This window comes from Halomonas sp. PR-M31 (assembly GCF_001039575.1).
Classification (GTDB): domain Bacteria; phylum Pseudomonadota; class Gammaproteobacteria; order Pseudomonadales; family Halomonadaceae; genus Modicisalibacter.
Map to the genome: position 1 here is coordinate 1 of NZ_JIBT01000053.1, position 14929 is coordinate 14929.

Annotated in this window: 14 protein-coding genes; 4 read left to right on the forward strand and 10 right to left on the reverse strand. The window is 60.9% G+C overall.

Annotated elements, in window-relative coordinates; translation table 11 throughout:
- The first annotated feature begins 192 nt into the window (after positions 1-192).
- From CH74_RS14125 to CH74_RS14135, 3 genes are read left to right on the forward strand one after another with little or no spacing between them, the layout of a single operon-like run.
- On the forward strand, positions 193-966 hold the full coding sequence (locus CH74_RS14125; protein ID WP_082140439.1) for a glycosyltransferase family 2 protein: 774 nt from the start codon (positions 193-195) through the stop codon (positions 964-966).
- A complete protein-coding gene (locus CH74_RS14130) occupies positions 963-1265 on the forward strand; it encodes a lipid-A-disaccharide synthase N-terminal domain-containing protein (protein WP_048308184.1) in 303 nt (100 codons plus the stop codon). The genes CH74_RS14125 and CH74_RS14130 overlap by 4 nt, the downstream gene beginning before the upstream one ends.
- A gap of 17 nt (positions 1266-1282) precedes the next feature.
- Positions 1283-3016, forward strand: a complete 1734-nt coding sequence (locus CH74_RS14135; RefSeq protein WP_048308185.1) for a glycosyltransferase family 39 protein — start codon at positions 1283-1285, stop codon at positions 3014-3016.
- On the opposite strand, the gene iadA is transcribed toward CH74_RS14135, so the two are convergent.
- The 8 genes from iadA to CH74_RS20090 all read right to left on the reverse strand — a co-directional run bounded on the left by iadA (position 3001) and on the right by CH74_RS20090 (position 12466).
- On the reverse strand, positions 3001-4140 hold the full coding sequence (gene iadA / locus CH74_RS14140; protein ID WP_253273078.1) for a beta-aspartyl-peptidase: 1140 nt from the start codon (positions 4138-4140) through the stop codon (positions 3001-3003). The two genes, CH74_RS14135 and iadA, sit on opposite strands and share 16 nt — an antisense overlap.
- A gap of 61 nt (positions 4141-4201) precedes the next feature.
- Entirely contained in the window at positions 4202-6442 is a 2241-nt protein-coding gene (gene cphA / locus CH74_RS14145; RefSeq protein WP_253273079.1) for a cyanophycin synthetase, read from the reverse strand.
- The gene (locus tag CH74_RS19665) at positions 6397-6822 is read right to left on the reverse strand and encodes a hypothetical protein (protein WP_253273080.1); all 426 of its coding nucleotides are present in this window, start codon (positions 6820-6822) and stop codon (positions 6397-6399) included. Before CH74_RS19665 ends, cphA begins: the two co-directional genes overlap by 46 nt.
- A complete protein-coding gene (locus CH74_RS14150; protein WP_048308187.1) occupies positions 6822-7667 on the reverse strand; it encodes a cyanophycinase in 846 nt (281 codons plus the stop codon). Before CH74_RS14150 ends, CH74_RS19665 begins: the two co-directional genes overlap by 1 nt.
- A gap of 328 nt (positions 7668-7995) precedes the next feature.
- Positions 7996-9354 (reverse strand): PHB depolymerase family esterase, encoded by a 1359-nt coding sequence (locus CH74_RS14155; RefSeq protein ID WP_253273081.1) that lies wholly within the window; start codon positions 9352-9354, stop codon positions 7996-7998.
- Positions 9355-9384: 30 nt separating this feature from the next.
- Positions 9385-9801, reverse strand: coding sequence for a CopG family transcriptional regulator (locus CH74_RS14160; protein ID WP_048308189.1), 417 nt, complete (start codon positions 9799-9801; stop codon positions 9385-9387).
- A gap of 467 nt (positions 9802-10268) precedes the next feature.
- A complete protein-coding gene (locus CH74_RS14165) occupies positions 10269-12164 on the reverse strand; it encodes a heavy metal translocating P-type ATPase (RefSeq protein ID WP_367379127.1) in 1896 nt (631 codons plus the stop codon).
- Entirely contained in the window at positions 12164-12466 is a 303-nt protein-coding gene (locus CH74_RS20090; protein ID WP_048308190.1) for a cation transporter, read from the reverse strand. The genes CH74_RS14165 and CH74_RS20090 overlap by 1 nt, the downstream gene beginning before the upstream one ends.
- 69 nt (positions 12467-12535) lie before the next feature.
- On the opposite strand from CH74_RS20090, the gene CH74_RS14175 reads away from it, so the two are divergent.
- Positions 12536-13015: a helix-turn-helix domain-containing protein gene (locus CH74_RS14175; protein WP_048308191.1), complete on the forward strand. Its 480-nt coding sequence runs from the start codon at positions 12536-12538 to the stop codon at positions 13013-13015.
- Positions 13016-13039: 24 nt separating this feature from the next.
- Here the strand turns inward: CH74_RS14175 and CH74_RS14180 are convergent, their stop codons facing one another.
- Positions 13040-14344: a sorbosone dehydrogenase family protein gene (locus CH74_RS14180; RefSeq protein ID WP_048308192.1), complete on the reverse strand. Its 1305-nt coding sequence runs from the start codon at positions 14342-14344 to the stop codon at positions 13040-13042.
- On the reverse strand, positions 14341-14769 hold the full coding sequence (locus CH74_RS14185; RefSeq protein WP_048308193.1) for a DUF2231 domain-containing protein: 429 nt from the start codon (positions 14767-14769) through the stop codon (positions 14341-14343). Before CH74_RS14185 ends, CH74_RS14180 begins: the two co-directional genes overlap by 4 nt.
- Positions 14770-14929: the final 160 nt, after the last annotated feature.

The following is a 14929-nucleotide window of genomic DNA, read 5'->3' on the forward strand; positions in this document are numbered from 1 at the left end:
GGCGGATGCCGAACCTTTGTTCGCCGTCACGGGTTTTCGGCCAAACACCGACTTGGCTCTGGGCGTGCAACGCTTCGTTGACTGGTACCGGTATTATTACGATGAGGTCAGCAATTCTCCCAGCATCAAATCGTTTTCCTCAAAACTGGGCTAAACACGCTTTTGCTCTACTACACCATGGAACGTTCCCCCATGCCTCAGCCGTTACTCTCGATCATCATTCCCGCCAAGGACGAGGCGGGGAATCTTCCTCAGCTACTGGATGAAATAGCGACCGCACTCCCTGACGAAGAATACGAAATTCTGGTGGTCGATGACGGCTCAACGGATGAAACCTGGACGCTCCTGAATCGGCGTGCCGCCAAGGATGCGCGCCTGCGGCCGATGCGCCATGAGCGCAGTGCCGGTCAAAGCACCTCGATCTGGCAGGCCGCCTGGGCAGCGCATGGCACCTGGCTTGCAACGCTGGACGGCGACGGACAGAACGATCCAGCGGATCTTCCACGTCTTTATGACAAGGCACGCCAAGAGGGCATCGCCCTGGTCAATGGCCATCGGGTGCAGCGCCGGGACAACCGGCTCACTCTGCTATCTTCCCGGGTTGCCAACCGCGTGCGTTCGACCCTGCTCAAGGACGACACGCCGGATACCGGCTGCGGACTCAAGATCATGCGCCGGGACGTCTTTTTGAAACTGCCTTATTTCGACCACATGCATCGCTTCATCCCAGCGCTGATTCTGGCTCAGGGTGGCCAGTGCGTCTCGGTACCGGTCAACCATCGCCCTCGAGGTACCGGGGCCTCCCACTATGGCCTGAACAATCGCCTCTGGGTGGGACTCGTGGATATCGTCGGGGTCATGTGGCTGCAGCGGCGCACCCGCTTGCCCGCGCCCTTCGATGTCGGCGTCTCCACTGCAACCGAGCAAGATGTGCCGAGTGTATCGACGTCCGAGGAGACCCCATGAACAGCGGATGGCTCTGGCTGGGTATCGGCTTTCTGGGTCAGGCACTCTTCTCGGCACGCTTCATTGTGCAGTGGCTGGCAAGCGAACGCGCGAAGCGCAGCATCGTGCCCAAGGCGTTCTGGTTTCTCAGCATCGCGGGAGGCGCCACTTTGCTTGCCTATGCCATTTATCGCCGCGATCCCGTATTCATTGCCGGCCAAGGGGCGGGGCTATTCATCTATGCGCGCAATCTGGTGCTGATCCGTCGTGAGAGTCGTGAAGTCCGCCAGAAGAAAAAAGCCTCAGCCCCCTCCGCCTGAATGGAATTCATCCCGTCATGCATCGCCCTGCCTACCTGCATTATTTGAATCACTCCTATCGCTGGGCATGGCTTGCCCTCATGCTGTTCGCGCTGGTGCTGCTCGGTCTGGGTATTGGCCTGCGCGACCCCTGGCCCGCGGATGAGCCGCGCTTTGCCTTGAATGCCCTGGAAATGCTCAAGACCGGCCAGTTCTGGTTCCCTCATCGGGGCGGCGAGCCTTATCCAGACAAACCGCCGCTATTCATGTGGGCCTCGGCGCTGTCCATTGCGATCACCGGTTCCGTGCGACTGGGGTTTTTGCTGCCTTCACTGTTTGCAGCGCTGGGCACCTTGGCTCTAGTGGTGGATCTGACGCGACATCTTTACGGCCAACGTATTGCCCTACTCAGCGGCCTCGCGCTGCTGACGACCCTGCAGTTCGTGGTTCAGGCCAAAGCCGCCCAGATCGACATGCTGCTGACCTTCTTCACGACCCTGGGAGCCTACGGACTGCTGCGCCATGCACTGCTCGGTCCCGCCAGGCGCTGGTGGTTGATCGGTTTTGCCGCGATGGGGCTTGGCATCATTACCAAGGGCGTGGGCTTTCTGCCCTTGCTGCTGTTGCCCGCCTGGCTGTGGTTTGCCTGGCGCGGGCAGGCCACCCGAATCGCCTGGAAGGATCTGGGCCTGGGCATGGCGGTGCTGATAGGAGCCATCGCCCTGTGGGGCGTGCCGATGATTCTGATTGCGACCTTTGGTGATGACCCCGCCTTGACCGCCTATCGTGACAATATCCTGTTCAAGCAGACCGGTGAGCGCTATGCGGACTCCTGGCATCACCTCGAGCCCTGGTATTACTACCTGGTCAAGGTGCTGCCCTGGGCCTGGATGCCCCTGGTTCTGGCGCTGCCCTGGGCGATACCCGCCTGGTGGCATCGCGCCCGGCGCGGCGATGCCCGCCTGCTGCTGCCGCTGAGCGGTGTCATTCTGATCATCGTGTTTTTTTCATTTTCGCCGGGCAAGCGCGGTGTCTACACCCTGCCGACAATTCCGCTGCTGGTGCTGGCTCTGGCACCGCTGTTGCCAGGCATTCTGAACAAGCGCATTTTCAACTGGCTGGGAACCGGGATACTGGTTCTACTGGGGGGGCTATTGCTGATCGCCGGTCTGCTTGGCGTTTTCGGACTGCCGGCGCTGGCAACGCTTGCCGAGCGCTACGACATCGTGCCCTGGGCCTGGTGGATTCTGCTCGGCGTTGCAGCGGCAGGGCTTCTCTTCTGGCTGCGATCCCGCCGGGGCATGCTGGCGCTGCCTCTATGGCTGGCCCTGTTTTGGTTGAGCTGGTCGACCTGGGGCTATGTACTTCAGGATGAAGCCCGCTCGCCGCGACGCATGATGCAGCTGGTTGTCTCGATCACCGGAGACGATGCCTGGCTGGCGCTGCCAAGCTTCGACGAAGAGTTTCTTCTGCAATCCCGGCAGCCCAGCGTACATTTCGGGGATCAGACCCCGCTCCATGATCAGTTCAAACGGGTTTTTGCCTGGCTGCAGGAGACCCCCGGGCAGCGCTGGATGATCACGGAACAACATCGCATGGACGACTATCCCTGTATCGATCTTGATCAGGCCCATGACATGGGCCATCAGAACAGCGACGACTGGTGGCTGATACCCGGCAACGCCGTCGCCACCTGTAAGGGCGACGCGAACGCCGCGCCGTTGTTCGTGGCACCGACTACCCTGGGCTCGTCGCGCTATCTTGCACCGTAAAGACAGCGGCCCGCCACAAAGGTCATTTGCGGGCGAAGCTCGCCGTCCAACAGAGTTATGTCTGCATCGAAACCTGCAGCCAAACGTCCCTTGCGGGCCTGCAGCCCCAGCACCCGGGCCACGTTGCCCGAGATCAAGCCCAGGGCCTGTTCCAGCGGCAGTACCTGTTCACGCACCAGGCGCTGCCAATCCGCGATCAAGGCGGTGTTGCGCGCCACGCCCATCCCCAGGTATTCACCCTTGGCATCGAACTCCGGCAGGCTGCCGTTGCAGTCGGAGCTCAGGGTGATGCGTTCTACAGGGACGCCGCGCTCGAGCAGAAAAGCCACCGCGTCAAAGGCTGAAAGCCCTTCGCCGGCGTCTTCGAAGGCGGTCACATCCACGCAGGCATCAAGGGTCAAGGCATAGTTCGCAGCATCTTCGAGCAGTGAGCGAAGACGATTCACATGGGTGGGAATGACCTGATCCGCGGGGATTTCGGTCTCGGTCAAGAGCCGGCGCAGCGGCTCCAGTCCGCGTTTGCCATCACCAAGATGAAAGTGGCAGATGCCGCGCTTGCCCGCCAGCATGGCCCCGACCCTCACATCGCTGACCAGACGCTCGATCTCGTCCTGACGAGGCTGGCTAGAGCGGTGATCCGAGATCGCCAGTTCGCCCAGGCCGATGACCTCGGGAATCCAGGCCAGATCACGCTGCAGATCACCGGTCAACGTCGGTGGCGGCACGCGATAGGCCCCGGTATACATATAGGCGCAAACGCCTTCCGCCCGCAGTCCGCGCACCTTGGCCAGAAGATCCGCCGGGGTGCGGCTGATGCTGTCGGTGCCCAGCACCCCCACCACCGTTGCAATCCCCATGCTCACGATCTCGTGAGCGGTGATCTCCGGGCAGCGGGTGCCACAGCCTCCTTCACCACCGCCGCCGGTGACATGCACGTGCTGATCGATGAAGGCCGGCACGGCGGTCAGTTCAGGCGCTTCTATCAGGGTCACCGGCCACTTCTCAGGAACAGCAAGATCGCGCCCAAGCGCCGCAATGCGCCCATCTGCGATCAGGATATCCGTCTCGTCGACGGGGGCCGGTGTATAAAGTCGGCCAACCCGCAGCAGAGTCAGTAGTGGCATTGATTTATTGGAAGTCATGGTGCGAGCCGCTTGTCGTATGGAGTTGACGGGGGTGTTTTTGCTAGCCGGCCTCACTCGTCGAAGCTGCAAACCGGCGTCCCTTGAGGCGCTCAATGGCATCATCGACGCCGTCGATCAGCAGCACCAACAGATCGCCCTCATCGGCTTCGTCGAGCGCTCTGATGACGGCCTGCTCTTCCTGCATGACGATCTCGGCACGACAGGCGCCAGATACGGACTCGGCGCCATCGCGCATCAAGCCAGCGGCTTCTCCAATGGTTCGTCCGCGCGGGTCCGTCTCGCAGATAAACACCACGTCGTGCATTCTGGCGAGATGAGCCCCGAGATCGAACAAATCCTCGTCCCGACGATTGCCCGGCGCGCTTGCCACACCGATACGTCGATGCGCCGGAATACCGCCGACGAGCTCGCCCAACGCTTCGAGGGCAGGCACGTTGTGCCCATAGTCGATCAGCACCTTCATGCCGCCCACTTCAATAAGATTGGTGCGCCCAGGATTCTGTCCCGGTGTTGGATGAAAAGTGCGCAGTCCCATCTGAATATCGCCGATGGAAAGCCCCAAGGCATAGGCGGCGGCGCTGGCGGCCAGAGCATTGGCAACGTTGAAGCGGGCGAGACCTTCAAAGGTGATGGGCACATCCACCACCGAAATCACCTCGGCCTCGACCTGACCCTGGCGCAAGACGATACGGTCGTTATGCACGGTAAAAGCCACGCCATGCCCCTCGACGTGCTGGCGAACCGGGGGCGACTCCGGATCAAGCGTGAAGAACACGACGTCACCACGCGCCCATGCCTGGCTGTCAAACACTCGAGGATCGTCTGCGTTGAGCACCGCCGTTCCTCCCGGGCGAACCGCATCGATCACCACCCGCTTGCAGCGGGCCAGTTCATCCAGGGTATGAATATCGTGCTCGCCAAGATGATCGCTTGCGATATTGAGCAGCACGCCCACGTCGCATTCATCGAAGCCGAGCCCGCGGCGCATGATGCCGCCTCGCGCCACCTCGAGCACCGCATACTCCACCGTGGGCTCGCGCAGTACGATGGTCGCCGCCTGAGGGCCGCTGTAGTCGCCACGCAGAACGACATGGTTGTCGATCTCGATGGTGCCGGTACAGGCCATGCCGACGTTGCGCCCGGCTTGGCGCAGCAAATGCGAGAGCAGGCGCACCGTGGTGGTCTTGCCGTTGGTGCCGGTAACCGCGACGATGGGAATGCGCCCCGTGTCGTCGCTGACCGGGAACAGCATGTCGATCACCGGCTGACCCACATCGCGCTCTTTGCCGTGGGTCGGCGACAGATGCATGCGAAACCCGGGACCGGCGTTGACCTCGACCACCGCCGCGGACTGATCTTCCAAGGGCCGAGCAAGACTCTCCGCGAGAAGATCGATGCCGATGATATCAAGCCCGACCAGACGCGAAATACGCTCCGCGACATAGCGCACTTCCGGGTGCACGTCATCGGTCACATCCGTTGCGGTGCCGCCGGTGCTCAGATTTGCGGTGGGCTTCAAGAATACGATCTCATCTTTGGGAATGACGCTTTCCAGAGTCAGATTCTGTTGCCCAAGCAGGCGCAGGGACTGCTCATCCACCTCGATCTGGGTGAGCAGGTTCTCGTGGCCGACGCCCCGTCGCGGATCTTGATTCTCTCGCTCCACCAGCGCCTGCAGCGTGGCGCTGCCATCGCCCACCACATGAGCCGGACGGCGTCGCGCCGCCGCCACCAGCTTGCCATCGATCACCAACAGGCGATGGTCCTCACCCTTGATGAACTGCTCGACGATCACCTCCGGATTACGCCGGGAGGCGATGGCGAAGGCCTCACGCAGCTCGCTGTCGTTTTGAATATCCGTACTCACCCCGCGGCCGTGATTGCCTTCAAGCGGTTTCACCGCCAGGGGATAGCCGATGGATTCCGCGCTTTCAAGGGCCTCTTCGATTGAACTGCAGACGAATCCATGAGGTACCGGGACACCGGCATCGCCCAGCACCTGCTTGGTCCAGTCCTTGTCCGCGGCAATACTATGGCTGATCAGATCGGTGCGTCCGGTCACCGTTGCCTGAATACGCTGCTGGCGATGCCCCTGGCCCAGCTGGATGTAACTGCTGTTCTCGTTCAGACGGGCCCAAGAGATGCCGCGACGCTCCGCGGCGTCAATGATCGAGGCAGTGGACGGCCCCAACATGTGATCGTCGCGCACCGTTTTCAGACGGTCGATGATCGCCGTCAGGTCGATGTCGTCACCGCTGAACAGGGCTTCAACGACAGCCACGGCCTCGACCCCGGCGGCCAGCCACAGGCTTCATCCCGGTAGCGATAGACGACGTTGTAGATGCCGCTTTCGTAAGAATCCACCGTCTTACCGTAACCCACGGAAAAACCGATCAGATTCTGCAGCTCGATCGCCACATGCTCGACGATATGTCCCGCCCAGGTTCCGCGCGCCAGCCGCTCCAGAAAGCCGCCGGGACGACCAACGGAGCAGCGATGCTCCTGTAACGTGGGAAGAAGCCCACTCATGCGTTCGACGATGCCCGGCACGGTATCGCTTGGTCGCTCCTCGAGCTCGCCAATGTCCAGGCGCATGTAAATAGCCCGGTAGCGGCTATAGTAGTTCGGCCCTCTCAGCGCCCGGTGTGCCAGAATGTTCATCAGCGATTCCTCAGCAGTGCGGTGAGTTCGTCGGCGTCGAGATAGTGCCGCGCCTCGATATCGAACCCGTGACCGCTGACCATAGCATGAAGAATCATGTTCTCGACGGCTATCGGCTCCCCCATCGACAGATCAGTAATGTTTGAGCTTGCCAGACCCCGGCTGTCGATGAGGATGACGTGACCAGGGCCAATGGCCTCGAGAATGCGATTCGGGTGAACGATCACGCCGGCGTCCTCGCCCAACCCTACGCCTAAATACTCTGGATTACTGGCGCCGACCTGCATCAGGCGCGAGAAGCGACCGCGCTCGAGAAAGTGACTATCGATGATAAGGTAGTCGATAAAACCAAGGCCCGAGGTCATGTTGACACCGCCCTTGCGCAGAGCATCCGCCGAAGCACCGTTATAGATCATGGTGCTTGGCAAGGCTGCCGCCCCCGCGCTGGTGCCTGCCACCACGGCACCGTCCATCAGGCGTTCGCGAATGGCAGTCAGCGTCGCCGAACCGCCGAACACATTGGTCAAACGCAGCTGGTCACCGCCGGTGAAGAATATCACCCCGCTTTGGCGGATCAGCTGGACATTATCGGGATCCGATGCCTGCTTGCGATCCTGTATGTCCAGCGCGTGAATACGGTTTGCGCCAAGCCGCTCGAAAGCAGCCTGATAGGCAGGAAGCACCTGGTCGGGAATGCCACTTGCGGTGGCAATGATGGAAACTTCACCGTTGCCTTCCGGCGCCAGTGAGAAAACCCGTTTCAGGATTTCCAAATCAGATGTCTTGTCCTCGGCGCCGCCGATGGCCACGATGTGGCCCACCGCGGTGGAGAGTTGAGAAACCATAATCCTGTTCGCCGCCTAGCGACGCTTTTGAAGACACCATGGCGCCATGTCTATGTGAATAAAGTGCCAAACAGGCAATACGTTTCTTCCCTTAACATACACCCACTCATCCTACTTGGGCTCATAGTATTTCGCTAGAATGCGCATTAGAAAATGGTAACTTTGCCCAGGGACGTCAGTGGTGAAACTGTTGTAAAACATAACGCACGCAAAAAGGGCATGGCGCCCTGTTCTTGCTGGCCATGCCCCTCTTGTTTTTCCGTAAAAATGCTCTGAATCCTTGCTTACCATGTTAGCCGGTAGCTGATCAGTAGTGTCGGTTACCTATTCAAGCCACGGGTTTCGAATGGCTCAGAAAAAAGCGCAGCATTTCCTGGCTGGCATTCGGGCCCTTGGGATCGGTGTAAGAACCCCGAGACGTGCCACCGGACCAGGCATGGCCCGCACCGTGAATCGACCACTGCTCCAGCTGGGCCTGACCTTTGGCGTTCTGATGAACGGTGCAGGTATAGCCATGACCGTCAGGCACCCGATCTTGCTTGATGGCAACATCCGCCGCTGCACCGGATGATTTTTTGACACCGACAGAGGCCAGGCACTGTGCCGCGATGCGATCACCGTTGCTGGGATGCACCGTCGTATCCCGGTCGCCGTGAAATATGATCGCGGGAATGCCTGACGTCTTGGACGAGCCTGCCCGAGCTTGAGAAGAGCCTTGAGAGTGCGCTTGCCTATTGAGCCCTGCGAGGGGCTGACTGCCGCCCTGCATGGCCGCAAGCGCCGAGGGTAAATCCTGAGCAGCGCCGTGAGGCAGCCCGGAATGCACCCCCACTGCCGCATAAAGATCCGGGTAGGTCATGGCCAGTGTCGTAGCCATGGCGCCGCCCGCGGACAGCCCCGCCACATAGACTCGACGCTTATCTACGTGATACTCCTCAAGCACCTTGCGAGTCATGCCGGCAATGATGGCGGGCTCGCCTTGCTCGCGCTGTTGATCGCTGGCTTTGAACCAGTTCCAGCATTTGGAATGGTTGGCGGAATTCGGCTGGGCCGGATAAAGCACCAGACAAGGCTGGGCTTCTGCCAGGGCGTTCATGCCGGTGCCGGCGGCAAAGTCGTCCGGGTTTTGCGTGCAGCCATGCAGCATGACGACCAGCGGCAAGGATTGACCCTGATAGCCGCTGGGAACATACAGCTTGTAGTCCCGGCTACCGGCATGATTGGAGAAGGTGGCATTTTTGAAGGATGCTCCATCAGGCAGCGTGTCCGCTGGAGCAGGTGACCAGGCAGCGTTCCCGCCAACGCTTGATAGCGTCTCTCGCAAGAGCTCTCCTAGACCACCAAACCCCTGGCCTGAGCCGAATGCGCGTCGTGATCCAGACTGCGTCTGCTCGAACCGCGAAGACTCCCGCTGGGCCTTGGTCTCATCGCGGTTTTTCTCGCTGGGCTCGGACGCGGCGCGCGTATCCGATTCCTCGACGACCCGGCAACTGCCTTCGATGGTTTCGCCTCTGGTTGTCTCATCCGACGCCGCCTGACGAAATTCGGCCCCGCTATTATCCGGGCTCGAAACGCCGCCAAGCGCCCGCTGTATCATGGCAGTGGCTTCATGCAGTTGGCCCGACTGAGTCAAGCGGGTCGCTTCTTTAAGACTCGCCAGGGTTGCTTCGTTCATTGAAAGATTCATTCGTTTGATCCTCGGCGCAGCTATGCGCCCTTAATAGGTTCTGTCCGCGAGTGCGGCCTTGACCGCCTTGCTGGCATGCAGAGCACCCAGCACGACGATGGAATCGATGGTGGCAAGGGCCAGCTCCGGGGAAACGTCCTCGGCGATACTGGCAAGCCCCAGCACCTGGATTTGCAGCACTTCGCCTTTCGCCTGCAGTGCTTCGAGATCGCTGCGACTGTAATGCTGCAGGCCCAGTACATAGGTCTTGCGGGCAACGGTCTCCTTGACCACCTCCGCATGAGTGGCCAGCTGATTGCGTATGGCGGTGCGAATCAGATCGCTTCGATTGGAATAAAACCCCTCCTGCACCAGCAGATCGATCTGCCCTAGGTCGACCACGCCCAGATTGATGGTGAGCTTCTCGGTGGTATCACTCGCCTTGCGACGCAACTCATGCACGCTCATCGATTGTTCCTCTTGATAAACTTTAAAAGACGCCTTATACCATCTATACGGATGGTATATGGCGTACATTAGATAGCGCAAGCAAAATATTTGCTGAGGTAAAGGCGATTGATACGGTGATGAAAAGTGATCGACTTTGGACAGCACCGCGACAAGCGGGGGGGCGAAGAGAACGTGGCGCCGTCATTTACCGCACTTACAACGGGGAACGTAACAAAGGAAAAATTGCGCAACGTCCAAGAAAACGTTCGAAAAAGACGGGACGATAAGGAAACATCGCGCTATCAGGGTGATACTGAAACCTGTTTCTACTTTACAAATAAGGCGAACAACCATGCTCCGCACGCGTTCTGTCATATCACTCAGGGCTTTACTGCTGACTTACGAAGCCTGCGCGCTTGTGCTTACCTATCGACCGCGTCGAAGTCCGGTGCCTTTATTCGTATTGGCCATGCTTGTCACCCCCTTCATGTTGGAAGCCTTCTGAGCCCAGGTCCGGCCGAGGCTGCCCTTTGGCTCTTCTTAGGCCCAGGGCAATAGCTCAGCAGACGCATGGCGTTTAGGGTCACCAGTACTGTCGCCCCGGTATCCGCCATTACAGCGATCCACATGCCGGTAATGCCTAGCGCCGTAGATACCAGGAAGATGGCCTTCAGGCCCAATGCCAGAGCGACGTTAGTCTTGACGTTACGTAGGGTCGCTCGGGACAGGTCGATCAACTCGGCAATGCCGCTGACGCGGTTCTTGAGCAGGGCCGCATCCGCGGTTTCAAGCGCCACATCGGTACCACCGCCCATGGCGATACCCACCTCCGCCGCGGCCAGTGCCGGGGCGTCGTTGATGCCATCGCCGACTTTGCCGACCGGCCCGCGCCCCTCCGCTTGCCACCTACGAATTCGCTGTGCCTTGTCCTCGGGCATTAGCTCACCGTGAGCCTCGATTCCCAGAATGCCACCGGTGGCCGCGACGGTGCGCGCATTGTCGCCGCTGAGCATCACCGCCTGCACACCGAGGCGCGACAGGGCTAAGAGCCCCTCATGGGCATCTTCGCGAGGCTCGTCGCGCACGGCGATCAGGCCCAACGCACACTCGCCCTCGACCAGGACGGCGAGGGTCTTGCCCGCCTGCTCCAGCGCCGCGATGCGCTGCGATCGATCATCGGACAACGTCGACAGTTCCTGCAGATGGCGAGGCGTGATCAAGCTCAGGTCGCGCCCCACGACTCGCCCGGTGACCCCGCGTCCGGCCAGGACGCGCCCTTCACCCACCTCGGCAGGCGAAAGCCCAAGCTGTTCGGCGCGCGCCAGGATCGCCGTGGCGATGGGATGGCTGGAGCCACGCTCCAGACTCGCCGCGAGCCTCAGGATGTCGTTCTCATCCTGTCCACTCGTCCAGGCTTCCACGTCGGTGACCTTGGGGGTACCCGCGGTGAGCGTGCCGGTTTTGTCCAGGGCGATCAGACGCAGCTTGCCCAGCTGCTCGAGCACCGCTCCGCCCTTGATCAGCAACCCATGCCGTGCGCCGGTCGAGAGGCCCGCAGCGATTGCCGCGGGTGTCGAGATCACCAGGGCACAGGGGCAGGCGATCAGCAGCAGGGCTAGGGCACGGTAAACCGATTCCGACCAGGACATCGCCGAAACCAGCGGCGGCACCACCGCCATCAACAAAGCCAGGCCTACGACCGCTGGCATATAGTAATAAGCGAAGCGGTCGATGAAGCGAGCCACCGGTGCCTTGGCGGCCTGGGCTTCCTCCACCAGGCGGATGACCCGGGCGATGGTATTGTCCTCGGCGCCCCGAGTGACTTCTACCTCCAGGGCGGCATCGAGGTTCACCGTGCCGGCGAAGACGTCATCGCCAGGAAAGCGCGATCGCGGCACGGACTCGCCGTTCACCGGTGACTCATCCAGCTCGGACTGTCCGGCCAGGATGCGGCCATCGCAGGGCACGCGGTCCCCAGGGCGTATCAGCACTCGTTGCCCGGGCTGCAGCGAGGCCGCCGACACCTCACGCACTTCACCGTTCTCCATCAATCTTGCGGTCGACGGGGTCAACTCTGACAGGGCCGAGATGCTGCGCCGCGCTCGCGACGCGGCCACGCCTTCCAGCAATTCCCCCACAGCGAACAGAAACACCACCACCGCCGCCTCGGCGGCGGCACCGATGGCTAGGGCCCCCAGAGCCGCGATGCTCATCAGCATCTCGATGGTGAACGGGTTGTATACCCTCAACGCCCGCCAGGCCCCTTGCAGAATGGGCACGAGGCCCACCAGAGTAGCCGCCACGAAGGGCCAGTCACCCAAGGTCGGCCAGGCAAGGTGAAGAACGAAGGCCAGAGCCAGCAGTCCCTCAGTGACGAGCATCAGGCGTCCCTTGGCGGACCGCCACCAGGGTGCCGGAGAGGCATCCGACTTACCTCCCGCATCATCGGCGGCAATCTGGTAGCCAAGCTCGTTAAGGTCCGTTCGATCACCTCATGAGAAGGCGTCGTGCTCTGTTGAGGGTGGATCTTCACTGACCCGGTGACCGAGCTGGCCGATACCTCCTCGATGCCCTGCAGGCGGCCCAGCGCGGCTTCGACCTTGCGCTCGCAGCCGCCGCAGTCCATGCCTTCGATGCGCAGGGTCAGAACGGAGGAGGCGTTGTGATGCATTGAGTCGCTCATGGCGTCGCTCCCGGGATTGAACTATCTTGGCGTCAATCCTAATCCCTGTAGCAACTAGAGGTTCAAGCCATGCCCGACGATGCGACACAACAGGCCACGACTAACTCTGCGATCGGTATCGGTGACTTGGCGCGACACTCCGGCTGCAAGCCCGAGACGGTACGCTATTACGAGCGCATCGGGCTGTTACCCGATGCGGCGCGCAGCGAGGGAGGACAGCGACGCTATGACCAGCGGACTGTCCGACGACTGACGTTCATTCGCCACGCCCGGGATTTCGGCTTCTCCATAGAGGCCGTGCGCGAGCTACTGAAGATGGCGGATCACCCGGAGATGCCCTGCGACGAAGTCGACGCCTTCGCCAAGCACCATCTGGCGGAGGTGGAGTCCCGCCTGCAGCGACTCGAAGCACTGCGCGATGAACTCAAGCGCATGGTGACCCAATGTGCTGGCGGCAGGGTCGAGAGCTGTCGCATCATCGAGGTGCTCAGCGATCATCGACTCTGCCATCAGCGTGGCAAGCACGGGGGAAGCAACGCGCTGAGGTAGCCTTCACCCTGCTAGATCATCGTCTTATTCATCATCCTCATAGGTCACGCGCCAAATGGCGTTGGTCAGATCGTCGGCGATGATGAGAGCGCCGTCCGGGTCAATGGTGACGCCCACCGGCCTGCCGCGGGTTCGACCATCATCAGTGAGAAATCCCGAGACGAAGTCAACCGGGTCGCCGTCAGGCAGGCCGTTACTGAAAGGCACAAACACTACCTTGTAACCAACGGGGTCGGCGCGGTTCCAACTGCCGTGTTCGCCGACGAAAACACCCTCCGCGAAGTCGTCGCCCATTTCGGGCGTGGAGAAGGCGAGGCCAAGCGGCGCCCTATGGGAACCGAGGCTGTAATCCGGCGCAATCGCCGACTCCACCTTTGCGGGGTTCTGCGGGCGGACACGTGTATCCACGTTCTGCCCCCAATAACTGTAGGGCCAGCCATAGAAGCCGCCGTCCTGGATGGAAGTAAGATAGTCGGGCACCAGGTTTGGCCCGAGTTCGTCGCGCTCGTTCGCCACGGCCCATAGCTGATCGGTCTCGGGCTGAATGGTCAGCGCCGTGGGGTTACGCACGCCGGTGGCGTAGGCACGACGTGCGCCGGTTTCCGCATTGATCTCCCAGATTTCGGCGCGGTCGACTTCCGCTGCCATGCCACGCTCGGTGATGTTGCTATTCGAGCCGATGCCCACGTAGAGAAAGTCCCCGTCGGCGCTCGCGGTCAGTGATTTTGTCCAGTGGTGATTGATTTCGGACGGGAGCGGTGTCACCAGATCTGGCGGGCCGCTGGCCCGAGTCTGGCCTTCTTCGTAATCGAAACGTACCAGCGCATCCTGGTTGGCGACGTAGAGATCGTCATCCACCAGGGCGAGACCGTAAGGCGCATTAAGACCTTCGGCGAAAACCGTCTGCTCTTCGTAGGTGCCGTCACCGTCGCTGTCACGCAGTAGCGTCAATCGATTACCGCTCTCGACCGAGGTGGTGCCCCGTGCCTGAATCAAACCGGCAATGAAATCCTTCGGCCGCGATTTAGGGGCATTGCCGCCCCCTTTGCCCTCGGCCACCAGGATATCGCCATTGGGCAGCACCAGGGTCTGACGCGGCACTTTCAAGTCGGTGGCGATCGCCGTGATCGTATAGCCTTCCGGCACGGTGGGCTGCTGATCGCCCCACTCGGCGGGCTCTGGAACCGTCATGTTGGGCAAGAGTCCGCGCTGCGGTTCTGGAAGGGTCGGATCAGCACCATACAGCTGTTCCGATTGGGCGGCTGTATTCCCACTGACACCCAGTAAAACCGAGAGGGTGCTGACGTAAAAGACACTGGACACCTTCATTGCTTATCTCCGGCGCTGAGACTTGAGAAACCGATCCAAGTGGCCGCGCATGCCAGTACGGCGACGACGATCGAGAGAATAAAGCCGGTGGGCATCATGGCCCAGGCATCCCGGGCATGGACCAGCGCATTGACGAAGCCAACGACCCAGGTGGCTAACAGTAGAGCAACATAAACGAGCGAGAGTCCGCGACGACGGTCAGCCCGGAACAGGCCGATAATGGCGGCCAGCAGCGCGAAGCCGTTGAAGACAAGACCGCCCGCAATAAGCCAGGAGGCGAAGTGGCTCCACTGCACATGGAAGCTCGACGAGTAGGCGTAATCGCTCAATGCAGCGCCCAGGAAAAGGGAGATAGTGCCTGCAAGCAGTACCGCATGAAGCGGATGCAACCCGGGGCGATAAGTGCGATTGACAGCGGCTGTCACGGCAAGCTCCTTATGCTGATCAAGCTAATTGATTTAGCCAGGTTGGCTTAAGCCAACCTGGGGGACGACATCATGTCCGTCAGGCGAGTATAGTCCACACTTGTAGTCTAATCCTGCTCAAAGGGAAGCTTCAGAAGCGTTGCCGCTTTTCTGTCAACAG